The 25,099-nt window shown below is 42.7% G+C and carries 17 protein-coding genes; 15 read left to right on the top strand and 2 right to left on the bottom strand.

What is annotated here, in order from left to right; all coding sequences use genetic code 11:
• Nucleotides 1–214 precede the first annotated feature (214 nt).
• From RDN79_RS08305 to RDN79_RS08315, 3 genes are read left to right on the top strand one after another with little or no spacing between them, the layout of a single operon-like run.
• The gene (locus RDN79_RS08305) at nt 215–1,021 is read left to right on the top strand and encodes a hypothetical protein (RefSeq protein ID WP_298548091.1); all 807 of its coding nucleotides are present in this window, start codon (nt 215–217) and stop codon (nt 1,019–1,021) included.
• 12 nt (nt 1,022–1,033) lie between these two features.
• Nucleotides 1,034–3,061 (top strand): helix-hairpin-helix domain-containing protein, encoded by a 2,028-nt coding sequence (locus RDN79_RS08310; protein ID WP_308573126.1) that lies wholly within the window; start codon nt 1,034–1,036, stop codon nt 3,059–3,061.
• 36 nt (nt 3,062–3,097) lie between these two features.
• The gene (locus RDN79_RS08315; protein ID WP_298548098.1) at nt 3,098–3,877 is read left to right on the top strand and encodes a radical SAM protein; all 780 of its coding nucleotides are present in this window, start codon (nt 3,098–3,100) and stop codon (nt 3,875–3,877) included.
• A 97-nt stretch (nt 3,878–3,974) separates the two neighbouring features.
• Here the strand turns inward: RDN79_RS08315 and RDN79_RS08320 are convergent, their stop codons facing one another.
• Nucleotides 3,975–6,530, bottom strand: coding sequence for a protease (locus tag RDN79_RS08320; protein ID WP_298548100.1), 2,556 nt, complete (start codon nt 6,528–6,530; stop codon nt 3,975–3,977).
• Between the two features lie 104 nt (nt 6,531–6,634).
• Here RDN79_RS08320 and RDN79_RS08325 point away from each other — a divergent pair, with 104 nt between their 5' ends.
• Complete coding sequence (locus RDN79_RS08325; protein WP_298548103.1) at nt 6,635–6,805, top strand: hypothetical protein; 171 nt, start codon at nt 6,635–6,637, stop codon at nt 6,803–6,805.
• Here RDN79_RS08325 and RDN79_RS08330 read toward each other — a convergent pair.
• A complete protein-coding gene (locus RDN79_RS08330; protein WP_298548105.1) occupies nt 6,798–8,474 on the bottom strand; it encodes a SulP family inorganic anion transporter in 1,677 nt (558 codons plus the stop codon). The genes RDN79_RS08325 and RDN79_RS08330 overlap by 8 nt on opposite strands.
• A gap of 1,537 nt (nt 8,475–10,011) precedes the next feature.
• Between RDN79_RS08330 and RDN79_RS08335 the strand changes: the two genes are divergently transcribed.
• From RDN79_RS08335 to RDN79_RS08385, 11 genes are all read left to right on the top strand, one after another.
• On the top strand, nt 10,012–11,322 hold the full coding sequence (locus RDN79_RS08335) for a radical SAM/SPASM domain-containing protein (protein WP_298548107.1): 1,311 nt from the start codon (nt 10,012–10,014) through the stop codon (nt 11,320–11,322).
• A gap of 9 nt (nt 11,323–11,331) precedes the next feature.
• Nucleotides 11,332–11,763 (top strand): hypothetical protein, encoded by a 432-nt coding sequence (locus tag RDN79_RS08340; protein ID WP_298548109.1) that lies wholly within the window; start codon nt 11,332–11,334, stop codon nt 11,761–11,763.
• Nucleotides 11,764–11,778: 15 nt separating this feature from the next.
• Complete coding sequence (locus tag RDN79_RS08345) at nt 11,779–13,671, top strand: ABC transporter permease (RefSeq protein WP_298548111.1); 1,893 nt, start codon at nt 11,779–11,781, stop codon at nt 13,669–13,671.
• Between the two features lie 4 nt (nt 13,672–13,675).
• Complete coding sequence (locus RDN79_RS08350; protein ID WP_298548113.1) at nt 13,676–14,620, top strand: glycosyltransferase; 945 nt, start codon at nt 13,676–13,678, stop codon at nt 14,618–14,620.
• Nucleotides 14,608–16,095: a glycosyltransferase gene (locus RDN79_RS08355; RefSeq protein ID WP_298548116.1), complete on the top strand. Its 1,488-nt coding sequence runs from the start codon at nt 14,608–14,610 to the stop codon at nt 16,093–16,095. Before RDN79_RS08350 ends, RDN79_RS08355 begins: the two co-directional genes overlap by 13 nt.
• Nucleotides 16,095–18,308 (top strand): peptidase domain-containing ABC transporter, encoded by a 2,214-nt coding sequence (locus RDN79_RS08360; RefSeq protein ID WP_298548119.1) that lies wholly within the window; start codon nt 16,095–16,097, stop codon nt 18,306–18,308. Before RDN79_RS08355 ends, RDN79_RS08360 begins: the two co-directional genes overlap by 1 nt.
• Nucleotides 18,309–18,325: 17 nt before the next feature.
• Entirely contained in the window at nt 18,326–18,508 is a 183-nt protein-coding gene (locus RDN79_RS08365; RefSeq protein ID WP_298548122.1) for a hypothetical protein, read from the top strand.
• A 153-nt stretch (nt 18,509–18,661) separates the two neighbouring features.
• A complete protein-coding gene (rbr, locus tag RDN79_RS08370) occupies nt 18,662–19,240 on the top strand; it encodes a rubrerythrin (RefSeq protein ID WP_298548124.1) in 579 nt (192 codons plus the stop codon).
• A gap of 163 nt (nt 19,241–19,403) precedes the next feature.
• The gene (locus RDN79_RS08375; RefSeq protein WP_298548127.1) at nt 19,404–20,297 is read left to right on the top strand and encodes an ABC transporter ATP-binding protein; all 894 of its coding nucleotides are present in this window, start codon (nt 19,404–19,406) and stop codon (nt 20,295–20,297) included.
• A gap of 16 nt (nt 20,298–20,313) precedes the next feature.
• Nucleotides 20,314–23,586 (top strand): xanthan lyase, encoded by a 3,273-nt coding sequence (locus tag RDN79_RS08380; RefSeq protein WP_298548129.1) that lies wholly within the window; start codon nt 20,314–20,316, stop codon nt 23,584–23,586.
• Nucleotides 23,587–23,623: 37 nt separating this feature from the next.
• A complete protein-coding gene (locus RDN79_RS08385) occupies nt 23,624–25,099 on the top strand; it encodes a TolC family protein (protein ID WP_374044500.1) in 1,476 nt (491 codons plus the stop codon).

Here is a 25,099-nt window from a genome sequence, read left to right on the forward strand (position 1 = left end):
GATAAAATAAGCCTTATTTTCAATATTCGTCTATTTTTTAAATGAAAGAGCCGTGGGGATGTGTTATAAATAAGTTGTTAATGTGTTGCAGGGATTATATAAATCATTACCTTTGTGACAATATAAACAATTAAAATCAACAGACTATGAAACACGCTGTAACCTTTCCACAATTTATTAATCCCGAAAGTTGACGATTTAAACAAACCTTGCTATGAAATCAATAAGTTTGTTCGTTTTGTTTTTTGTATCTATCAACATTCATGCTGTTGATAACCTCCGTATTCCCGATATCCGTAGTTTGGGAATGGGAGGAAACGGGGTTACGCAATCTGTTTTGTTTAATCCGTCATTGGTAGCTTTGCATACTGATAAAGTTCTTCATTTAGAATACTTTAACCGTTATGGAGTAAAAGAACTGGGAACGGTTGGAATTGGTTTTGTCTACCCTAATCCGTTGTTGTCGGCAGGTGTTGATATCTCTTCTTTCGGATACGATCAGTATAGGGAAACTCTTTTTCGGTTGTCGGTCGGGAAACGGTTGAATGACCGGTGGAGGATCGGCATTGGTTTCCAATATAAGATGTTACAGACCGACTTGTGGGAAGAAGTACCGAAGCAACTTTCCACAGATGTCGGAATTTTGTTTGCTCCCGTTGACAAACTGTTGATTGGAATGTTGATAATGGATTTTCCTTCTATTGCCATTCATAAACATACTGCTGAAATAAAATGTTTTATCGGTTATTCCGTACAAATAGGTTTTCAATGGGAGGTTATTAACGGGTTGTTGATAGCAGGAACCGTTGAAAGCAATAAAACGCATGTATTGACAGGAAATGCGGGCATTGAATATGCTCCGTTCGGAAACTTTCGTATACGGGCGGGAGTACAGGCCACTCCTCTCCTGCCCACTTTGGGTATCGGATACCGTCTGGTTGGATTTACAGTAGATGTCGCGACAGTTTATCATCCGGTTTTGGGAGTCAGTACCGGACTGGGTTTAAGTTATTCCTTTTAATCAGGCTTGACTATGAAACGAATGTTTATAAACCTGTTGGTATGCTTGTTAATAAGTAGTTATCAACTTAAAAGCCAGACATTATATTCTGTTGATAAGTGGATGGAATATATAGAAGAAATGGCTTCGGAAACAGAAGATGAAGAGCGTATTGAAGCACTTTATACCGATCTTTCCTACCTTGTAGAACACCCTTTCGAACTCAATACAGTGACGGAGGAACAATTGAAACGTCTCCCTTTTCTATCCGATCTACAGATACGGGAATTGTTGGCATATCGTTTGCGCTATGGAAAAATGTTGACTCTTTATGAACTTAAAAATGTGGAAGCGTTCGATTTAGAGACGATTTCCTTGCTTGTCCCGTTTGTTTATATCGGTGAAATAATAGTTGATAAACGTCCTATTACAGTGAAAAACTTGTTGAAACGAGGTTCTAATAGCCTTCAAATCAGATATGACAGATGTTTTCAACAAAAGAAAGGCTATTGTTCATATCCTGACAGTGTATTACAGCAATATCCGAATCGGAAGTATTTGGGAGAGCCGTTTTATCATTCTGTTCGTTATTCGTATGCATTCGATGAACGTATCCGGTTCGGTCTGGTCGCAGAAAAAGATGCGGGAGAACCTTTCTGGAATGAATATCATAAAGGGTATGACTACTATTCGGTACACCTCTTTCTGAAAGATATGAATAAATGGTTGAAAAGTCTTGCCATAGGCGATTATAAAATATCTTTCGGGCAAGGTCTGGTGATCAGCAATGATTTTTCTCCCGGCCGGAATGCCCTTGTCTCGCAAGCGGAAAGAAGGACGAACGGATTCCGTCGGCATTTTTCAACCAATGAAAACGACTTCTTCTGGGGAGCGGCTGCTACCGTCAACTGGAAAAAGTTAGATATCAGCCTGTTCTATTCGTATCGGAAGTTGGATGGAAGTGTGGACAGCACGATCGTTACTTCGTTCAAAACGGACGGTTTGCATCGTCTGGTGCGGGACAGGGAGAAAATGCGTGACGTTTCCATGCGGACATATGGCGGGAACATACGATATGCAACACCCGATTTATGTATCGGCCTGACCGCCCTCTCCTATTCCTTTGGAAACGATTCGATACGGCCTGATCCGAAACCTTACAACCTTTTCTATTTTCGCGGTAACCGGAATTGGAATGTCAGTGTGGATTATCTGTTGAAAAATAAGTTGATCAAGTTTTACGGCGAAACGGCTTTAAGCCGGAATAGGGCGGTTGCCTCCCTGAATGCCTTGCAGTTGACGCCTGCCTCTTATTTTTCCCTGTTGGTATTGTATCGTTATTATGATAAACGCTATCAGGCTTTTTTCGGGAATGCTTTTTCACAAAACTCGGCTGTCCGGAATGAACAGGGAGTGTATATGGGAATGCAATGGACGCCTTTTGTCCGTTGGAAGTTGTCCGCGTATGCGGATGTATTCCGGTTTCCTTGGCTGAGATATGGAGTGGATGCGCCGTCGACGGGAAAGGAATATATGCTTCAGCTCGATTATACACCGAGCCGGAACCTATCCGTGTACGTCCGTTATAAACACAAACAAAAGGAAGATATAGAACCCTACCGTCAACAGCGTTTGCGGATGCAAGTCTTGTATGCGGTTTCTTCGTCCGTCTCGTTGCGGACATCCGCAGACGGCATTTGTTATACGGAAGCAAACGAAAAGAGCAGGGGGTGGCTGATTGCCCAGGGCGTAGGTTGGAAACCGGTTGATATCCCTGTTCAGACAGATTTTTATGTGGCAGGCTTTCATACGGATAATTATCAGACCCGGATATCCTCTTATGAAAAGAATATCTTGTATGCCTTCAATATGCCTTCCTTTTATGGAAAAGGAGTCCGGCTGGCACTTTCTTTCCGGTGGGATATCGTGAAGCGACTTTCACTTTCCGCTAAATTCGGATACACGTATTATGCTGATCGCGATGTGATCGGCACCGACTTGGAAGAGATCGAAGGGCATATCAAAACAGATGTATATACATTGTTGCGCTGGAAATTCTGATAACTTTTGTAGCTTTGCATTCAAATATAAATTATTATGTCTACAATTCTTTTTGATAAAATAGTATTCGGGCCGGTCCATAGCCGTCGGTTAGGTGTTTCTTTGGGTATGAACCTGCTTCCCACAGACGGGAAACTTTGTTCGTTCAACTGCATCTATTGTGAATGCGGACTGAATGAGAACCGTCGTACGCGTAGTAAACTGCCGACCCGTGCGGAGGTAAAGGAAGCTCTGATCGATAAATTGTCTTCCATGCAGGCAGAGGGTATCGCTCCCGACGTAATCACATTTGCCGGGAATGGCGAACCTACCATGCACCCGGAATTTGCCGGTATCATCGACGATACGATCGAGACCCGTAACCGCTTTTTCCCGAAAGCAAAGATTGCTGTCCTTTCCAATTCGACCCTGCTTCATAAGGAGGATGTTTTCCTGGCATTGAATAAGATTGAAGATAATATATTGAAGCTCGATTCCGTATCGGACAGTCGCATCGGGCAACTGAATGTGCCGAATTCCCCGTCCTTTACTTTCGACCGATTGCTGGAACAGCTTTGCCGTTTCAATGGCAATCTGATTATCCAAACCATGTTCCTGAAAGGAGAGGTTGACGGCGAAAGCGTGACGAACACGACCGAACCCGAAATATCCGGCTGGCTGGAGGCTCTGAAGCAAATCAAGCCTAAACAGGTCATGATCTATACAATAGATCGCGAAACGCCCGTAAAGAACCTGAAGAAGGTGACAAAAGACGAACTGGAAGCAATTGCCGACCGTGCACGTCGGGAAGGGTTTGAGGTGACGGTATCGGCGTGAAAATTAAGAATTAAAAATTAAGAATTAAAAAATGGAAGACTATAGGATATTGCAATATCTTTCAATCTTCCATTTTTTAATTCTCAATTTTCCATTTTTAATTTTTAAAACCCTTAATCACCTTTATGTCGTCGTCCGTATGAAGACGGAAGAAGTAAATACCGGAGGGAAGGGAACCGGTTTTAATGATATTTCCCGGATATTTCAGATGCATGAATTTTTTACCATCGATAGAAAATACTTCCAGTAAATCAACCGGTTTATTGCTTGTCAATTGTATTTGTTCCTTGAATACGGTAGGAGTGAGCGATATTTCAGAAAGAGCTATATTTTCAATATCTACGCTTGCATCATAGACAATATCTTTTATATCACTCTCTTCTACGCCATATTGGGCCGATACTCCATATATGTTATCAATAACGGAGATTTGTTTGTCCGTATATTCCCTTTCGGTAGGAGCTACAGATGCGAGCTTAGTATTATTTTTGTAGATATTATATTGGGTGATTTCAGGAAACGCAGTAATTGAATTACCTTCCTGAACTAAAGATTTCAATTGAGACTCTCGGATATCAAAAGAATGTGTCGATTTCTTGATTGCAATTGGTTTACTGTCTGTACCTAAGCTCCGGAGTTGGGTTACCTTTCCTTCTTCGGAACTGACGATTGCCGATAAAACAATGTTACAATCGATATCATCCTGCAAAAGTTCCCAGGTTTTGCCATCCATAGAAATTAAATTTCCTTTTTGATCGATTGCCGGTCCTTCATCCAAATAAACAGGATAAGTTGTCTTATTATATTTTTTAACATGAAAGGCAACAATTAAATCTTCATTTGCATCGATTGTAAACGGAGTTTTTAAAGGGACTGAGTATATTTCATACGGATCATAAGATGTCACGTCTTGTTCGTATGTCCGGTCTCCTTGCACGATGTATACGGAATACTCGACATTCGCTTCAGGAAAGAAGTTTACGGAAGTAATGGTTTTAGTATCGATTGCTTCTAATTCCTTTGCTTCCCATCTTTGTCCTGCATAGAAAGGTTCACCTTCAAGTCCGATCATATAGGTGACATCCTGGCTTCCCCAGCCGATTATTTGTTTGTATACAGGTGCTTTCCAGCTTATTTTTATAGTATTGTCAGAACTAAGTGCAGCTTTTACTTCGGTTGGTTTTTGCAATGAGGTGTTATACTCTTTGCCTGATTGCGACATCCCGTTAAGTAAAGTCACTCCTGATCCGGTAGGGTCTAACCATTTATCCATACGTCCGGTATCGGCTTGGCTGTATTTGTTCCAGTGATAAAATAATTTGCCATAGAGGTTTATGCCTTCCGGATCTTCACAACTCGAATTTCCTCCGCTTAATGTTCCGATTATCAGTTTATTTTGATTGAATACGGGTGAACCGGACGAACCGCCTTCCGTGACACTGTGCCCGTTTGGCGTTTCGTCGAATATGATATTCCAGTGTGCATTTGCCGTTCCTGTTTCATCGCTATCGGAATTTTTCCAAGTGGCGCTTGAAGGCAAATGATTGCCATACGTGGATATTTTCTTATAATCTCCACCTGGGTGATGGATTCCTACTCCGGACAAGCTTATGTTGTTGGTCCGGTCCCATCCGTTAAAATAAACATCATAGTTTTCCGGAATACTTCTGTTAAGCAGTAACAATAAACCGTCTGAACCTTTTTCTATCGGTATGGAAACAACTTTCGAACATCCGACCATTGTCTTATAATTCTGAATGGGAGATGTATTGTCGCATCCTGAATGTTCAAAATGGAAATAGAATAACCATTGATTGTAATCGTCTTTGCTGGTCGACGTATTGTGTTCCAGGTCTTCCGTACAATGAAAAGCTGAAAGTATATAAGGTTTTTTGTCTTTGGCCGTATTGTTGACTAACGAACCGCTGCACAGAAAGGCATAGTTTCCTATTTTTTCAATCATCCGGCAGACTCCTTTTCCTTGGTTTTGCCATTCGTCTCCCTCTTCACAGTTTATATTTACCATGCAGGGACCCGAAAGCTCCTCTTCGGTATCTTTGAAGCGGTTAGAAACAAACAAATGATTGTACCCGTAACCTACTTCATCGATATAGATACGCGGTTTTTCACCGCTTGCAGCTGCTTCATATTCAAGGATGATATCGTCACCGGCCACAAATTCGGTTGCAAATTTTGACGTAACGGAGTTTGCGTGTGTAAAAGCGCCGATTACATGCGACTTATCAGCATTGTAAATGAATAAACGTCCTCCTTCCGGGATATAGAACTCTTTATAATAAAGCATTAATGCGATTGCATTTTTGGCTTGTAAACGTAATTGCCATATCTTTTCACCTCCGGGCAATGTTATCCAGTTTCCCGCATTGTCTATGCTTAAATCGGTCTGTATGAGTTTGGAAACTTTCAGCGGCGCCCCCTGGCTGACCTGCCATCTGTCGACTGTTTTCAGGTCTTCTACGCTGAAGTCGATGGGAATCCGGACGGTTGGCAGATCGCTTTTCAGTGTGTTTTGATACTTGAAAGAAGCGGGTGTTCCACCTTCGCTGATTTGTGCGTAGACGGATTCAGGAAAAGTCGTTCCTGCCAGTAACAGGAGCAGGCTTATCAGCGGAAAGAGAACCTTCTTGTTCATAGGTTTTATTCTTTGATGTGGTGACAAATGTAATATTTATTTCTGATTCGGATAGGGGTTTTTTCAAATTCTGTGTCTACTGAATAAAGTAAATGTATAAAACAATGGAATCACCGAATAGCAAACAGAACGTACCGCAGCTCTGGTATTGGAGCCAGCCGGAGGATGGATTTAGTTTTGAAGATGCGGAAACGATCGCTAAAGAATTCATATTTGAAGCAAAGCAGGATAAATATAAATCGGGCGACCGTTTCCTTCACATCGTGTTTATGTAGTCGCTTCGCGTGCTTTTGCCACAGCCTCGTTTATATTGCTGCAAATATTTTCCGTTCCGATCTTTTTGTCGAAACCCGATTTGACAAGTACGCGGCGTACATGCTCGTTCACACCCGAAAGGATCATGTGGATATGTTCGGCTTGTGACATGCGGAAGAGGTTCTCCAGGTTATGCAATCCGGTCGAGTCCATAAAGGGGACCTTGCGCATGCGGATGATACGGATCTTCGGTTTGTCGCCCATATTGTGCATGATATCGTCGAACTTGCTGGCCACCCCGAAGAAGAACGGGCCGTCGATTTCATATACTTCCACACCTTTAGGGAGGGAAAGGACTTCCTCGTCATGGTGGATTTCACCATCGTCCGAAAGGTCGATCTCGTCTTTTACTACCGACACATGAGTCGTTTCGGCCACACGTTTCATAAAGAGGAACATGGCGATAAGCAATCCGACTTCGATCGCGATCGTCAAGTCGAAGATCACCGTCAGGAAGAAAGTCACCAGCAACACCGACACGTCGCTTTTCGGATTCTTCATCAGCGAACGGAACGTACGCCACTCGCTCATATTATAAGAAACGATAATCAACACACCTGCCAGGCAAGCCATCGGGATATGTTTGGTCAACGGGCCTAAAAAGAGCAAAATCAGCAGCAACACGATCGCGTGGATGATGCCGGCCACCGGTGTACGTCCGCCGTTGTTGATATTGGTCATCGTACGGGCAATTGCTCCGGTCACAGGAATACCGCCGAAGATCGGCACGATGATGTTGGCAGCCCCCTGTGCGATCAGTTCGGTGTTGGAGTTATGCTTGTCGCCCGTGACACCGTCGGCCACCGTAGCGGAGAGCAACGATTCGATCGCTCCTAACATTGCGATAGTAAAGGCGGAAGGAAGCAAGAGGTTGATCGTCTCCATATTGAAGCTGATAGCTTCCGGTCCGGGCAGGGAGGCGTTGATGGTGAAACGGTCTCCGATCGTTTCGATCCCCGTGATCCCCAAATGATAACGCATGACATAGACAACGACTGTCATCAGGATAATAGCGATCAGCGAACCGGGGATTTTCTTCGAAAACTTCGGTGTGACGGCGATGATCACGATACTGGCGAGTCCGATCAATAGCGACCATAGGTTCACCGTGTCGAAATGTTCGAAATAGGCGATCCATTTGGAGATAAAATCCGCCGGAACCTTATCCATCGTCAAGCCGAAAAGGTCTTTCATCTGTGTGGTAAAAATCGTCAGGGCGATACCGCTGGTGAAACCGACGACAATCGGGTAGGGGATAAACTTGATAACCGTCCCTAATTTCAATGCCCCCATGATCACTAAGATAATACCCGCGACTACGGTGGCGATGGCCAGCCCTTCGATCCCGAAATTCTGGATAATGCCATATACGATTACGATAAACGCACCTGTCGGTCCTCCGATCTGCACGTTGTTACCGCCTAATAGCGATACGATGAACCCGCCGATAATGGCTGTGATCAATCCTTTTTCCGGGCTTACCCCCGAAGCGATACCGAAAGCAATAGCCAGTGGCAATGCTACGATCCCGACAATAATACCGGCCATCAGGTCGGTCATAAATTTCTCCTTCGAGTAGTTTTTCAGCGCCGATACCAGCTTGGGCTGAAAATCAAACTTATTCTTCATCTTTCTGCCTGATTATTAAAAAATGCTGCAAAGGTACAAAAAAAGTAGATTATATAATATATTCTTAAATAGAAAACAGAGTAACTCTGTATATGTTCGGCTTTTATTTTAAAAAAACAACAATAACCCCCTCAAAAGAGACGTTTTTTTATCTTGTTGATAATCAGTATTATAATATATGTAAGATTATTAATAAATATTACCCGCAATAGAAAATCGAAAAATATGGGATAGAAATCTCATTTTTATGGGGTAGTATTTCGATTTGGACCAACGGGTATTTTGTAAAAATAGACAATAAGGCAAGAAGGAGTGAAGACGATGGACGCAAGTTTATTAGAATCGGAATAAATTTCGATTCCCGAACCCGGAGTATGGATGGTTGGGAGATTGTGTGACGTATGTCAGATATTGACAAAATGTCGGATTAGCTATCTTCAGGTTTGCCTGTATGTGTCTGTGGCCGGAGTGATTACAAATAAGCTAAGGAAACGGAAGATACGATTGTCATTTTGTTTTCGGAATTGCTTCGATATCTATTTTTTGGCAGGCTGAAAAGCGGAATGATGGCTGAAAAACAGATTGTAGTGTCGATCGGAAGGCTATATTCCCGTCAAAATGTCAATCGCCAAATACCTTTCTGATCAGACTTGTGAGGTGTTAAAATAGCTTTTAAATGCCTTTTTCAACTCTTTCGTACTCCCTTTTTTCCTTTGTTTTGGCTCTTCCGGAAAAATCATCTAAATGATTTTCCGGATTCATCCCGTTGGTTTGCCTGAAATATCTAAATGTTTTTGGAAAAACATCCGGATCATTTTAAAAATCATTTAGATGATTTGGGGAAGAGGTTCGAAAACAAGAGGTCTTTTGCCTGAAGGTTTTGAAAATAAGAATATAGATGTTGGTAAAAATATTAAAAATAAATCAAATTGACAGCAAACATTCTGTTCTTATAATAAATCGATAAGAGGCATCACTGTCTCGTAACGCGTTATCTCATGTTTGCAGTTCATATAAGTCCAAGAACGGTGTTCGGATTTAAATTAGAAATTAATATTTTTTAGATAGTGTATAAAAAAATGCTATATAACATGTTATTATAGTGTTGTTTTTGTTTTTTAGTTATTATTTTTGAAGAATAATCAAAGAGTTGATTTTTCAAAGACATTGAAGGAAAAAATAATGTGTTTTTGAGTTTGATCAAAAAGTGGGGAAGGTATCATGAAAACTTTGTCATATAGAAGATCATAGGAAAAACTCTTTAGAGGACTTCTCGTGCGCGAAAGCAGATATGTAGATTTTATTAACGTTAAAACGTAGAAATCATGAACAAAAGAGTCTTTAAGTTAGAAGAATTGAGTCTTCCATTGGATGATTTGATTCTGGAAGACGATGAATTACGATTGGTTAAAGGAGGTATGGGAGTAACCTCTAATAATGGAAATTGTAATTGCGATTGTAGTTGTTCAACCAATGGTAATTGCAATTGTAGGTGTAGTTGCGGTGGTGCAACTACTGCTTAATTTGCGTAAATTGTATGAAAATTAGTTTTTACACTTACTTTATACCTAAAAATGAGAATGTTATTTGTTATAATACATTGTCTGATACAATAATGTTAATATCAAAAAAAACATATGATAATTTTATTGCAACTAATTTGACGGATTTTGGCGAAAAATATCCTAATGTGTTTAAAGCCTTTATAAGTAATGGATTCATTATAAATGAAGATATAAATGAATTAGAGTTGATTAGAAAAGCAAATTATGATATTATACATAAGTCAAAATATTATCATTTAGTAATACTTCCAACAATTGAATGTAATTTGAGATGTTGGTATTGTTTTGAAACTCATGTAAAAGGAAGGATTAGCGATGAAATTAAAAAGCGTATAGTCAAACATGTTCAGAAAAAAATAGACAAAAGCGAAATAGATAGCATATTTCTTGATTTTTTTGGAGGAGAACCTCTCTTAAATTTTACAGAAGACACATATCCTTTAGCAAAGGAAGTACAGAAAATAATGGAAAATAATAATTTACCATTTTCGACTTTTTTTACGACCAATGGTACATTGATTAATAAAGATATTATTGATAAGTTATCTGAAATTAATCCTTCTTTTCAAATAACTTTGGATGGATGTAAAGAAAGACACGACAAAATACGTTTTTACAAAAGTAATACAAAAGGTTCTTATGAAGATATAATCAATAGTATACATTTGATTAATACAAATATATCAAATTCAAAAATGAATATTCGTATTAATTATGATGAGCAGACATTGAATAGGATAGATGATATTTTAAATGATTTAAAAGATTTAGATAGGAGTAGAATAGAAATACATTTTGAACGGATATGGCAGATCCCTGGAAAAGTGGAAAATAGGAAATTGATTGATATGATAAACTTATTTTCTTTAAATGGTTTTCATGTTTCTTATTTAAATTGGAGAAAAGATTCTTGTGCTTGTAAGGCTGATAGAAAGAATGAAGCTGCGATTAATTATGATGGCTCCGTATATAAATGTACAGGAAGAGATTTTGTTTCAGAAAAAAGGGAAGGAATATTATTGGAAAATGGCGATATACAGTGGAAACAAGATATTGGAAAACGATTTGAAAAAGCAACATTTGAAAATAGAAAATGTTTGTCTTGCAAAATGCTTCCAGTTTGTATGGGACCTTGTTCTCAAAAAATATCAGAATTAAAAGATAAGGAAGATATATCAAGTGTGTGCATGTTTAATGCGCTTGAAATGGAATTGGGTGAATATATAGAGTTATTGTATAATAATAGACTTCTATATGATCGATATAATAGTGTGAATCAATAAAATAATATTATGCAGAATCTAAAGAATCTTTTTCTTTCCCCGAAAGGGCATCTGATGATTTTTGTCTCGAATGTCTTTTGCTTAAGCATTGCGTTTGCTGCATTTGTATTGTTGATGTTCCAGATTAGATATGAGTGGGAGTATGACGGTTTTCACAAAGATGGAGATCGTATTTTTCGATTAGAGATTCGCTTGGCTGATAAAGGGGCAGGAGTTCTTTTTGCTCGACCTATGATTGATGAGTTTCTCAAGTCTTCTTCTATGATAGAGATCGGTGCTCCGATTAGAGGATATATCGGAAAGATTTCTTTTGATATAAAAAAGGGGGAAGAGATGTTCTCTTATATCGAATCTATACGTGAGATTTATCCGCAATATCTTAAGTTGTTTAACTTTGAAGTTGTAGAAGGGGATCTTTCCGCTATGGCTCCGAATAGTTGAGCTATTCCAGAATCCATGGCGAAAAAACTATTCGGAGACGAATCTGCTATAAACCAATCTATTGTTGCCGGTGATGATCTGTTGACTGTTGTCGCTGTTTATAAGGATTTTCCTGAAAATTCTGTTGTTAGGAATATGATCTATTCGATATTGCCGGAAACTCGGGATGTAGGAGAATGGATGAATCTGAATTATCAACTTTTTGTGAAATTGGCGGATGCTAAGGCCGGAGATGAAATTTTGGCTAATTTTAAAAAGACATTTAAAGATGAGAATTATGACTGGAACCGTGGAGAACTTTTCTTTACAAATATAAGCGACATTTATTTTGAAACAGATACTAATTTTGATTCTCATACCGAAAAAGGAAGTCGAGCCATACTGTATACCTTAATTGGTATTGCCTTTCTTATTTTGGTGATTGCTGCTATTAACTTTATGAATTATTGTATAGCTGTAGTTCCGGTTCGGATAAAAAGTATAAATGTACAGAAAGTGTTGGGGCGATCGGATCGGTCTTTGCGTTTGGCTATACTAAAAGAAATTCTTGTTGTGACGATACTGGCATATTTACTAAGTATGTTATGGGTTTTTATGGCTTCTGATAGTGCTATTGCTGACTTGATCAAGCCTGATATTTCATTGTCTGCAAATTGGTATTTTGTTGTAAAATTGTTTTTTATACCATTAACGATTGCTTTTTTAGCAGGGTTATATCCCTCTTTGTATGCGACATCTTTTTCTCCTGCTTTGGTTTTAAAAGGATCTTTTGCATTGTCTCCGACCGGACGGATGTTTCGGAATTGGATGGTTGGATTTCAATTTACGGCTTCTTTTGTCCTATTTATGGCATCTTTCTTTATTTTCTTGCAAAATAAATTCATGAAAAATGGCTCATTAGGATTTGATAAAGATCAGATTGTAATTGTTGAATTAGATCAAAATTTAAATAAGAATTTATCAGTGTTGAAAGAAAAATGGATGGAGTTTAGCTCTGTTAAAAATATATCCTTTACCAGTGTTTTGTTTTGCGGATCTGATTATTATTCGGGCCGTTTTGCCGTGTACAAAGAAAATGAAATACAATTTCAAGCGATGTGGGTCGATTATGATTTTCCTGAGGTAATGGGCATCCCGGTTACAGAAGGGCGCACTTTTAGAAAAGAAGACAAGTTGCAGTTGACTGAAACATTTTTATTCAATGATATTGCTTATAAAAAATACAGTTTGAATACGAACGATTATTTAAAGATGGGGGATCAGGATGGGGTTATCGTGGGTTGTATGCCGGATATCAAATATCGTTCATTTCGGAATGTGACAGAACCTCTGGCTTTTATTTTATCAAAAAGAGATGAAAACAGTAGCTCGCAGTATGCGTATGTGCGTGTGCAAGAAGGAGTGATGATGGACAAAGCTATTACTGATATTCGTAAGGGAATCGAGACGATAGATCCGTCTTCCGAAGTAAATGTTTATCCGTTTAATTATGTATTGGATAATACTTATAAAGCAGAAACGTCTTTGAATCTGATGATTAGCTTGTTTAGTCTGGTTTCTATCTTAATCTCGTTTTTTGGAGTGATCGGGATAGTTGTTTTTGACAGCCAGTATAAGCGTAAAGAGGTTAGCTTGCGCAAAGTACATGGAGCAACAACGATTTCGATTATCAAGCGGTTTAATTCCGCCTATTTTCGGATTTTACTTTTGTCTTTTGTTCTGGCCGTTCCGATAACGGTTTATGGCATGCTTTATTGGTTACAAAATTTTGCTTATAAGATATCTTTAGATTGGTGGGTCTTTGCGGTTGTATTTCTGATAATATCTTCCATAACGGCTTTCATTGTTACAACTTTAACTTGGCGTGTGGCTAATCTGAATCCGGTAGAGAATTTGAAAACTGAATAATGTAATGAACGAGTTGACTGTCATAATCCCGTTTTTGAATGAAGGTTGGGAGATTTATAAAACCCTGGCAAGCATTCGTCGTACGGCAGGTAATCGTGTAGATATACTATTAGTCAATGATTGTTCGGACGATTTATGTAACTATGAAGAATGGTCGAAGTTTTTCGGTACATCCTATATTAGGAACGATCAGCGGAGAGGGGTTGCTGAATCCCGGAATATCGGGGTGAGGAATATACAGACCGAATATTTCCTGATTATCGACGGGCACATGCGGTTTTACGACGATCAGTGGGTGGAAAAACTGCTGTCGAATTTGAAACAGGATGAACGGGCAATTTATTGTTGTAAATGCAGGCCATTGGATGTACAGGGAAAACTGATACCGAATAAGCCGTCTTTTGGAGCTTTTGTCGGTATGGATAATCAGGTCTTATTACCTCAATGGATAAGGGAAGATATACATCCGAATGAAAGAATCGTAAAGATCCCTTGCATATTGGGAGCTTCTTATGCCGGAGCCAAATCTTACTGGGAATATCTGAAAGGTTTGGAGGGGCTTTTGAATTTCGGGTATGACGAAACTTATTTGAGCATTAAGGTATGGCTGGAAGGTGGTTATTGCTATCTGCTGAAAGATATTGAAATCGGGCATAAGTTCAGGGACACTCCGCCTTATTCGTTTGACCAGCCGAAGATATTGTTCAATAAGTTATTGATATTGGAAACTTTGTTTTCGGAAGATTATAAAGAGAGAATTTATAATATGATCCGGAAAGAATCGGGAGCATTGTTCAGAGATGCCCAAATGATTTATTTGGATTATTTGGACGAAATAGGACAGTTGCGGAGTTATTATGACAGCATACGGACAAGAGATTTCGATTCGTTTCTTTCTTTTAATGGCAAGTATTCATCTTTAAACCAGATACCGGTATGCAGGATTTGACAAATATATCTGTGCCGAAAATCAGCATCGTAATGCCTGTTTATAACGGAGCATCCTGTATAGAAGATGCTTTGTGCAGTATTTTGGGGCAGTCTTTCAGTGATTTTGAACTGATAATTCTGGATGACGGCTCTACGGATGATACGGTGGAGATCATACAAGAGTATGCTGACGAACGGATTTGTTTGTACCGTTGTCGGCATGATTTTATAGCTTCGTTGAATCGGGGTATTTCTCTGGCGAAAGGAGATTATATCGTCCGGATGGATGCCGACGATAAAATGTTTCCGGACCGGTTGGCCGAACAGTTCCGTTTTATGGAGGAACATCCCGATATTGCTGTTTGCGGTAGTTGGGCAAGAACTTTCGGAGCAAGTGACGAATTGTTGAGGACGCCTGAACAGGATGTCGATATACGGGTAGGATTGCTTTATTATAATGTCCTTATACATCCGTCCGCGATCATAAGACGGCAAGCGGTAGATAATTTTATGCGAGCGAAGAACAGGAGCGAATTGTATGACAGAGATTATATCTATGCGGAAGATTATAAGTTATGGGTAGAGATGGCTTTATCCGGATTTAGATTTGCTAATCTGTCGAAGGTGCTTTTGCTCTATCGCCGGTCTGATTCGCAGGTGACTTCCTTATTTTTGGATCAGGTTATGCGAAAGACAGGGGATGTTCAGCGTTATTATGTGGAAGCACTTATCCGGGAGCTACCGGATGATGTTTCCTCTTGGTATATTCAGAGTATGGAAATGCCGGAATCTTTGCCGGTTGTAAAGAAACGGCTTTCCGAAGCCTTGTTTTGGAAGGATGAGATTTACAATTATATCCGATGGTATAAAGGTGAGATTCCTCGGTTGTATTTTACGCCTCCCCCTTTGCCGGAACAATGTATAGAATGGGATACGGTTCAAATGTCGGCAATTTTTACATGGACAGAGTTGCATCAGAAGCCGAAATATTTGAAATCTTTGAGACTGTCACCTGATGCTTTTACTGGAAAAAAGGTGTTGGATATTGGTGCAGGGCCTGTTCCGAGCGGAACTTGTTTTGATGATTGCCAGTTGTTTTGTTTGGATCCTCTGAATCCTGTATATCGTATGTTGGGTTTTCCTCAGGATTTATATACGGATGTGGTGTTTATAAATGATCCGGCAGAACAGATATCTGTGGAAGATTGTTTTTTTGATGCTATCATATCGGTCAATGCTATTGATCATGTGGATTGTTTGGAGAAAGTCGCTGAAGAATTACAGAGGGTTGCCAAGCCAGGTTGCAGTTTTGCTATGCACGTGCATTATCATAACGCTACTGTTTATGAACCGATAGAGATTGACGACGAGATGTTCAGTCGATTGTTCGGTTGGGTAGACGGGTTGAGAAAAGTCGGTCGGTCGCAGGAATCTTATAGCCGGTCGGTCGGTGAAGGTGAAGAATTTGTTTTATGGAGTAATATGCATTCCTGATGATAAATGACTTTCCTCATATCAAGCAGCCGGATGCGATGGAATGCGGGGCGACTTGCCTTCGTATGATCTGCAAATATTACGGTAAGGATTATTCTGCCGAAACGATGCAAGATTTGTGTATTGTTACGCACGAAGGAGTCTCTTTGCTTAGTATGAGTGATGCAGCCGAATATTTGGGATTCCGTACAGTGTGTGGTCGTTTGACATTGGAAAAGTTGGTTACACAGCGTCCTTTCCCTTGTATTCTGCATTGGAATCAGGAACATTTTGTTGTTTTGTATGATGTAAAGACCAAACGGAACGGTAAAAACATCTACTATATTGCTGATCCGGGAAAAGGATTGTTGAAATTGCGAGATGATGCTTTCGGAGAAGCTTGGATCTGTACTCGGAGTCGGGGAGAGGAAAAAGGTGTTTTGATGGCTTTGCAACCTACACCGGCTTTTTACCAGAAAGAGGATGTGAAAAGACAGGGCAATCCCTTTCGGTTTTTATGGGGATATATGATGCCTTATAAACGTTTTTTTGTCCAGTTGATATTAGGGCTTTTGTTAGGTAGTTTGTTACAACTATTGTTCCCGTTTCTTACGCAAGCGATTGTTGATAAAGGAATTGCCGGGAAAAATCTGAATTTGATATATCTGATTTTAGCCGGACAGTTGATGTTGGTGTTGAGCCGGGCTTCAGTCGATTTTATACGACGTTGGATTTTGTTGCATATCAGTATACGGATAAATATATCCTTGTTATCGGATTTCTTGATTAAGCTGATGCGATTGCCCATGCAATTTTTCGACACTAAAATGACTGGTGATCTTTTACAGCGTATCGGAGACCATGAACGGGTGGAACGTTTCCTGACGGCACAGACCTTAACAGTGATCTTCTCAATATTCAGTTTTGTTGTTTTTGGAGGTGTTTTACTTTATTACAACCGGTTGATTTTTATGATATTCTTGGTTGGAAGTATGCTGTATGGAGGATGGGTTGTGTTATTTCTGAAAAAACGTCGCCTTTTGGATTACCAGGAATTTGAACAACGGGCACGTAACCAGAGTAAAACGATGCAGATGTTAAATGGGATGCAAGAAATTAAATTGCAGAATTGTGAACGTCGTCGCCGATGGGAATGGGAAGATATACAGGCTGACTTGTTCCAAACCAGTATCACATCCATGAAATTGCAACAAAATCAAGAGGCGGGGAGTATATTGGTCAATGAAATAAAAAATATAGTGATTACGGTTGTGGCTGCAACTTCTGTGGTGAGTGGGGAATTATCATTGGGCATGATGTTGTCCATTCAGTATATTATCGGACAACTGAATGCGCCGATCGAACAGTTTGTCCAATTTATTTATGGTTGGCAAGACGTGCAGATCAGCCTGGAGCGGATGAGCGAAATCCGGGAACGAAAAGAAGAAGAGACAGAAGAAAGACCGGTTACCTGCTTTACGGATGAGAAAGGATCACAAGGTATAGTTCTGCAGCATGTAACGTTTCAGTATGAAGGAATACGTTCTCCTAAAGTTTTGGATGATGTCTGCCTGACTATTCCGGAGGGGAAAATAACGGCGATAGTCGGAACGAGCGGTAGCGGGAAAACGACATTGATTAAATTGCTGTTAGGATATTATAATCCGGTTGGCGGAACTATACAAATCGGAGGGTGCGATTTGAAGTATTTTAATTTACGTTGGTGGCGTAGTCAGTGCGGTGCGGTTATGCAGGACGGATATGTCTTTTCCGAATCAATAGCCCGAAATATTGCGGTGGATGACGGAAATATTGATCAGGCTCGGCTGTTGTTGGCTGCCCGTATTGCCAATATAGAGGAATTTGTAGAACATCTGCCTTTGAAATATAATACAATGATAGGACAAGACGGACAGGGAGTCAGCCAGGGACAGCGACAACGGATATTGATTGCGCGTGCAGTTTATAAAAATCCGTCTTTCTTGTTCTTCGATGAAGCGACCAACTCATTAGATGCCAACAACGAAAGAGCTATAGTGGAAAATTTGACAGGATTTTATAAAGGTAAAACGGTTGTGATTGTTGCACATCGGTTGAGTACGGTCAGAGATGCCGATCAGATCGTTGTATTAGAAAAAGGCCGGATTGTGGAGGTCGGAAATCATGTTTCCCTGATAGAGCAGAAAGGGGCTTATTATAATTTGATACGAAATCAGTTGGAATTAGGAAATTAAACAGAGAGGAGTGTTATATGAATTATGAACAGATGAAGCGACAAGCGGAAGAGGAGCAAGATCAGATCGAATTGCGAAGTGAAAAAATCCGTAATATAATCGGCCAGATGCCGCCTTTTCTGATCAGGTGGGGAAATACGATCTTATTGGTTTTATTTTTATTGCTGGCGGCATTTTTTCTTATCTTTGTTGGCAAATGAATCATAGTACCTCTACCATAAATTTCATTTATCACCCTATAGAAATATTTTTACCTCAATATTTGTAATCCCTCTGAACATTTTCCTACCTTTGAGCGTTATTTATTCAGGGCGATTAGACAAAATCATTTTATATATACATAAATTAGCGTTATGGAAAAAAGTATTAAGGGTACTCGTACCGAGCAGAATCTGCTGAAATCGTTTGCCGGTGAATCTCAGGCAAGAAGTCGTTACACATTTTTTGCAAGTGTGGCTAAAAAAGAAGGCTACGAACAAATTGCAGGCGTGTTTATGGAAACGGCCGAACAGGAAAAGGAACATGCCAAACGTTTCTTCAAATTCCTCGAAGGCGGTATGGTTGAAATCACAGCTGCTTATCCTGCAGGCGTGATCGGAACAACTGCTGAAAACCTGGCGGCTGCTGCTGCCGGCGAAAACGAAGAATGGGCTGATCTTTATCCGGCTTTCGCTGATATCGCAGACGAAGAAGGTTTCAAGGAAATCGCCGTCGTTTTCCGCATGGTTGCAAAAGTAGAAGCCGAACACGAAAGACGTTATCGCAAGCTGTTGGCTAACGTGGAAGCAAACAAGGTATTCGAAAAAGACGAAGCTATTCTTTGGCAGTGCCGTAACTGCGGTTTCGTATTCGAAGGCAAGAAGGCTCCGATGAAATGTCCGGCATGCGCTCACCCGCAGGCTTATTTCGAACCGATGAAACAGAACTATTAATCGATAGATTTACATCGTTTTATTTATTTTGAGGCACGGATTTCACGGATTACACGGTTTAATTTGATTTAAAACTGTGAAATCCGTGTGATCCGTGCCTGTTTTTATATTATAACTCCTATCTTTAGACCCTCTATTTATATGAATCTGAATTTACCTGTTGATGAGCATATCGATAAGAAATCTCAATAAAGTGTATCCGAACGGAAACCATGCGCTGAAAGACGTCTGTCTGGAAATACCGACCGGTATGTTCGGACTTTTAGGGCCGAACGGGGCGGGTAAATCTACTTTGATGCGTATTTTAGTGGCTCTTATGGAACCGACTTCGGGCGAGGTGGATATCTGCGGGTACGACCTGATGCGGCAACGCAAGGAGATACGGGGCATATTGGGGTATCTGCCACAGGATTTCCGGTTTTTTGCCAAATATAAAACGTACGAGTTTCTGGACTACGCCGCGCGTCTTTCCGGCATGAACCGTAAGTCTTTGCGAAAGAATGCGGTGGACGAGATGTTGGAAAACGTAGGGCTTTTCGATGTGCGCGACCGGTATGCCAACAAGCTGTCGGGAGGGATGAAGCGCCGTTTGGGGATTGCGCAGGCGTTGATCCATCATCCGAAAGTGATTATCGTGGACGAACCTACGACAGGGCTCGATCCCGAAGAACGCATCCGTTTCCGTAACCTTCTCTCCGAAGTGAGCGAGAATGACGTGACCATCATCCTTTCCACCCATATCGTGGGCGATATATCGAGTACTTGCAACTGTATGGCATTGATGAATAAAGGGGAAGTTTCTTTCTACGGTTCCCCGCAGGACATGTTGAGGCAGGCGGAAGGGAAAGTGTGGCGCATACGGGTGACCGGCGACGAACTGCATGAGGTGGATAAACTGTACCCGGTTATCTCGACGATCCCGTCCGGTACGGGTTGGGAAGTGCAGGTCGTGGCCGACGAGGTGCGGGGATATGACGCGGAGTCTTATCCGCCGAACCTGGAACATGCCTATGTCTACTATATGGAAAACAAGTTGGACCGTTGGAGAAACGATTAAAAGAGTTCGCCTGCCTATGTCATTTATCACGAACATACGATCCGTAGCCAAATACGAAAGCAAGATATTGGTGAGAAGTTGGTTCTTCCGTCTCTTCACCCTGCTTGCCGCGTTTATTTTAGGTGTTCTCAGCTTTAGCTTGTTGTTGGCCGAAGATTCCGGAGGTTTTTGGTTCGGGAAAGCGGTTCCATCCAATATACCTTATCTGATCTTGTTGCTGTTGAACACGGGGCAGGCGGTGGTCGCTGTCTTCCTTTCGTCCGAATTTCTGAAACGGGACAAGAAGCTCGATACTTCCGAGGTTTTTTATGTCCGGCCGCTCAGTAATGCCGAGTATGTGGTCGGGAAGATATGGGGAAATCTCAGGGTGTTCCTGCTCCTGAACCTGCTGATATTGGCGATTGTGCTGGCTTTCAACTTTATGGCATCGGGCGTGGCGGTCGACTTGCCGGCTTATCTGGTTTATTTCTTCCTGATCAGTATTCCTACTTTGATCTTTATCATCGGGCTTTCTATTTTCCTGATGCTGCTGTTGAAGAACCAGGCGCTCACTTTTATCCTTTTGTTAGGGTATATCGGGCTGACGTTGTTTTATATACAGGATAAGTTCTACTACCTGTTCGATTATATGGTGTATAACCTGCCGTTGTTCAAATCGACGATCGTCGGGTTCAGCAATCTGGAGCTGATCTTGAACCACCGGGCGATTTATTTCTTTGCCGGACTGGGATTCATCTTCTTTACGATCTTTCTGTTCAGGCGGTTGCCGAATGCCAGGAGGAGCCATTATCCGTGGCTGTTCCTTTCGCTCTGCATGTTCTTATTGGCAGGGACGGCGGGTTTCCGGCATGTACGTTCGATTCTCAGGGAAGGGGAGGTGCGTGCTTTGTACACGAGCATCAATAATAAATATGTCCATGAGCCGAAGATGGCGATCGACCGGTACGATATTTCGGTGGAGCAGAAGCCTGAAACGATCCGTTCCGTTGTCGGGATGGAAGGGACGGCACTCGCTGCGTCGAAAGTATTTACTTTCTGCCTGAATCCCGGATTGAGGGTCGAGGAGGTGAAGGAGGGGGAGAAGCCGTTGGACTTCAAGCGCGAGGAACAGATTTTAACGGTGGATTTCGGAAGGAGGATAGCCGAGGGGGACACCGTTTCGTTTTCGGTCCGCTACGAGGGGCGGATAAAGGATGATTTCTGCTATCTGGACATCCCGGCGGAGGTCCTGCAGCAACCGTATGACAAGGAAATGCTCAAGCTCGATAAGAAATATAGTTTCCAGACTCCCGATTATGTGCTGCTTACGCCCGAAACCTATTGGTATCCGCGTCCCGGCACGGGGTATAGCGACAAGAGTCCCGACTGGGGGCAGACCTATTTCAGCCGCTTTCAACTGGATGTGAAGCCGCTTCCCGGACTGGTCTCTGTTTCGCAGTCGGCAAACAACCCTTATCAGTCCGTATCCCTGATTATCGGGAAATACGAGCAGAAAAGCGTGGAAAGCGACAGTACGCTCTATAGTGTCTGGCACATAAAAGGGCACGATTATTACGAGGCGGCGTTCGATTCGATCCGCGATACGATTCCGGGATTGATCCGCAACCTGCGGGAGAACCTCGAACGCACGTATAAGTTGAGTTACCCGTTTGACCGTTTTTCGGTGGTGGAGGTCCCGGCGCAGTTCTACAGCTATGTCCGTTCCTGGTCGCAAGCGCAGGAAGTGGTGCAGCCGGAAATGGTCCTTTTCCCCGAACTGGGCTGCATGTTCAATCAGATGGACTTTGTCAAGCAGAAGAAAAACCAGTTGAAGTGGTCGAAGCGGGGAGGGCGTGAGATCAGCGAGGAGGAGGCGGAGATTCGGGTGATGAACAGTTTCCTGTGGATTTTCTCGCAGACGGAGGGCAACTATAATTTCTCTTCCGGAAGCCGGGGCAAGTATAATATCTCTTCCCAGAACAATCCGTATTTCCTGTTTCCCGAACTCTATAACTTCCGGTATAATATCTATTCTTCCGAATGGCCCGTTACGAACCGGCTGGTCGAACTCTACCTGCAAAAGAAGTCCGATAACAACGGATGGGAACGCGAGATAAACGGGATCAGCAATAACGAGAAAGCGAACCTGCTGATGGAGAAACATTCTTTTAAGGAGCTTTTGTCCGATGTGGAACACCGCGATTTGCTGAATAACACGATCAGCCTGAAAGGATATTGCCTGTTTGCTCCTGCCGAAGTGAAGATGGGGGTGAGCCTGTTCCGGGATTCCCTGTATGCCCTGCTGGAACGGAACGAATTTCGGAATATGCGTTTCGAGAACCTGTTGGATACGTTGGGGATGATCAGCGGGTCCGATATCCGTGCGGGTATTTCCGGGTGGGACCGTCCGACGCCTCTGCCTTTCTATACGATCGGCCGGCCCGAAGTGACCAAGATCACGAACAAGGGACAGGAGAGCTTCGTGCTGAAGCAATTAGTCAGCAATAATTCCGATCACGACGGCATGCTTCAACTCGATATACAGGCCGGAGGCTATGGCCCGGATATCGATCCGCGTACGAGCCGTAAACTGCCTCTTGCCGCCCGTCAGACCAAGCTGCTGGTAACGGTCTGGGAGGAAGCGCCTCGACAGGTGGATGTGAATACGCTGATAGCCGGCAACTTGCCGAATGTCCTGAACCTGCCTGTCACCGACATCCGGGAAGAGCGGGAGAGGGCGGTCGATGCCGAAGGGGATTTCATCGTTGCGGACTTTTCTCCCGTAGCGGAAGGGGAGGTGATCGTGGATAATGAAGATCCTCTTTTCTCCCTGTCCGAACCGGCCGTGGTCGGACTTCTGCCCAAATGGCTCGACAAGGTGGAAGATACCTCTTTCAAGTATGCCGGTGTCTCTCCCTGGCGTGCCCCGTTGCAGTGGACGGCTACGACGAATGCCGCCTACTATGGCCGTTATATCCGGTCCGCCTATGTGATCAAGAGCGGCAACGGCAGCCAGACGGCGACCTGGAAAGTCCCGGTCCCTTCTGCCGGGCAATACGACGTCTACTATTATGTCTCCAAAGACAATGAGCTGAAATATAATAAACAGGCCGGCGGGGAATACCACTTTAAGGTGGAGTATGACGAGGAAAACGAAGATGCTTACATAGACCTGAAAAGGGCGAATGAAGGCTGGGAACCCATAGGCGCCTACTATTTCGGTTCGGATACGGTCCGGATCACCCTGACGAACGAGTGCAAGCTACGGAGCGTGACGGCCGATGCGGTCAAAATAGTAAAACGATATTAATAGAATTAGATACATGATACGAAGAGAGTTACTATCCATGAAAAAGATAATGCTGACGGCCGCCGTTTGCTTAGGGGTGTCTGTCCCGTCGCAGGGACAGGTCTCGCTGACGATCGAGAAGGCGATGGATATAGCGGAAGCGCATAGCCCTTCCCTGCGCCGTTCCCACATGAACCTGGAGCGCTATCAGCAGAACCTGGTTGCACAGCGGGCTTCCCTGAAGTCGAAGTTCTCGTTGAACCTCAATCCGGTGGATTACAGCAAGAGCCGCAGTTTCGACAACCGCCTGTCCCAGTGGTACACGAACGAGCGGTTCAGTACGACCGGAACGTTCCAGGTGGACCAGCCGATCTTGTGGACGGATGGTGTCCTCTCGTTGATCAACCGTTTCGGCTGGCAGGATAACAACTCCAATATCGACGGGACGAAGACCAGTAACAAGGCATTCAGCAACGACCTCTACCTGCAACTCTCGCAACCCGTCTTTACTTATAACAAGCGTAAGATGGAACTGCAACAGATCGAATACGATTATGAGAATGCCAACATCAGCTACGCCCTGCAACGGTTGAGTACGGAAAAGGATATTACCCAACAGTTCTATTCCGTCTATATGGCACAAAGCCAGCTGGCGATTACGAAAGAGGAACTGACCAATGCGCAGCAAAGCTACGAGATTATCAAGAATAAGGTGGAAGCCGACCTGGCTGCCCGCGATGAGCTGTTCCAGGCGGAAGTGAACCTCGCCTCCGCACGCTCTTCCCTAGAAGAGCAGCAGGTATCGCTCGAAAACTCGAAAGACCAGTTGAAGCAGACGTTGGGGATGGACCTGGACGAGGACATCATGGTCTTTGCCGAAGTAAAGATCAAGCCGGTGGAAGTGAATCTGCAAAAGGCGATACAGCATGGCCTCGAATCGCGCCTGGAACTGCGTCAGCGGGAGATCGAGAGCAAAGAACTGGCATTCGATATGATCAAGACGAAGGCTCTGAACGAGTTCAAGGGCGACATCTCCCTTTCCTTCGGCCTGATCGGCGATAACCGCCATCTGGAAAAGATATATAATAACCCGACGCAGAACCCGCGTGTCGCCATCAGCTTCAGTGTCCCGATCTTCGACTGGGGAGAGAAGAAAGCCCGTGTCAAGGCGCAGGAAGTAGCCCGGAAGATCAACCAACTGGAGTTCCATGAAGACAAGGTCAGCATCGAACTGAACATCCGCCAGACCTGGCGCAGCCTGGAGAACCTGCTTTCGCAGATCAAGATAGCCGAGCAGAACGTCGCGAATGCGCAGCGTACCTACGACCTGAACCTGACCCGTTACCGGGAGGGCGATATCACCGGTATGGACATGAACCAGTTCCAGACCCAGCTTTCGAATAAAAAGATCGCCTATACGCAGGCGCTTATCAATTATAAGATCGAATTGTTGAACCTCAAGATACTTTCCCTCTACGACTTCGAGCACGATGTGCCCATTGTCCCGATGGAAGATTTAGTAACGAAAAAGTAG

Source organism: uncultured Parabacteroides sp. (genome assembly GCF_902493135.1).
Taxonomy (GTDB): domain Bacteria; phylum Bacteroidota; class Bacteroidia; order Bacteroidales; family Tannerellaceae; genus Parabacteroides.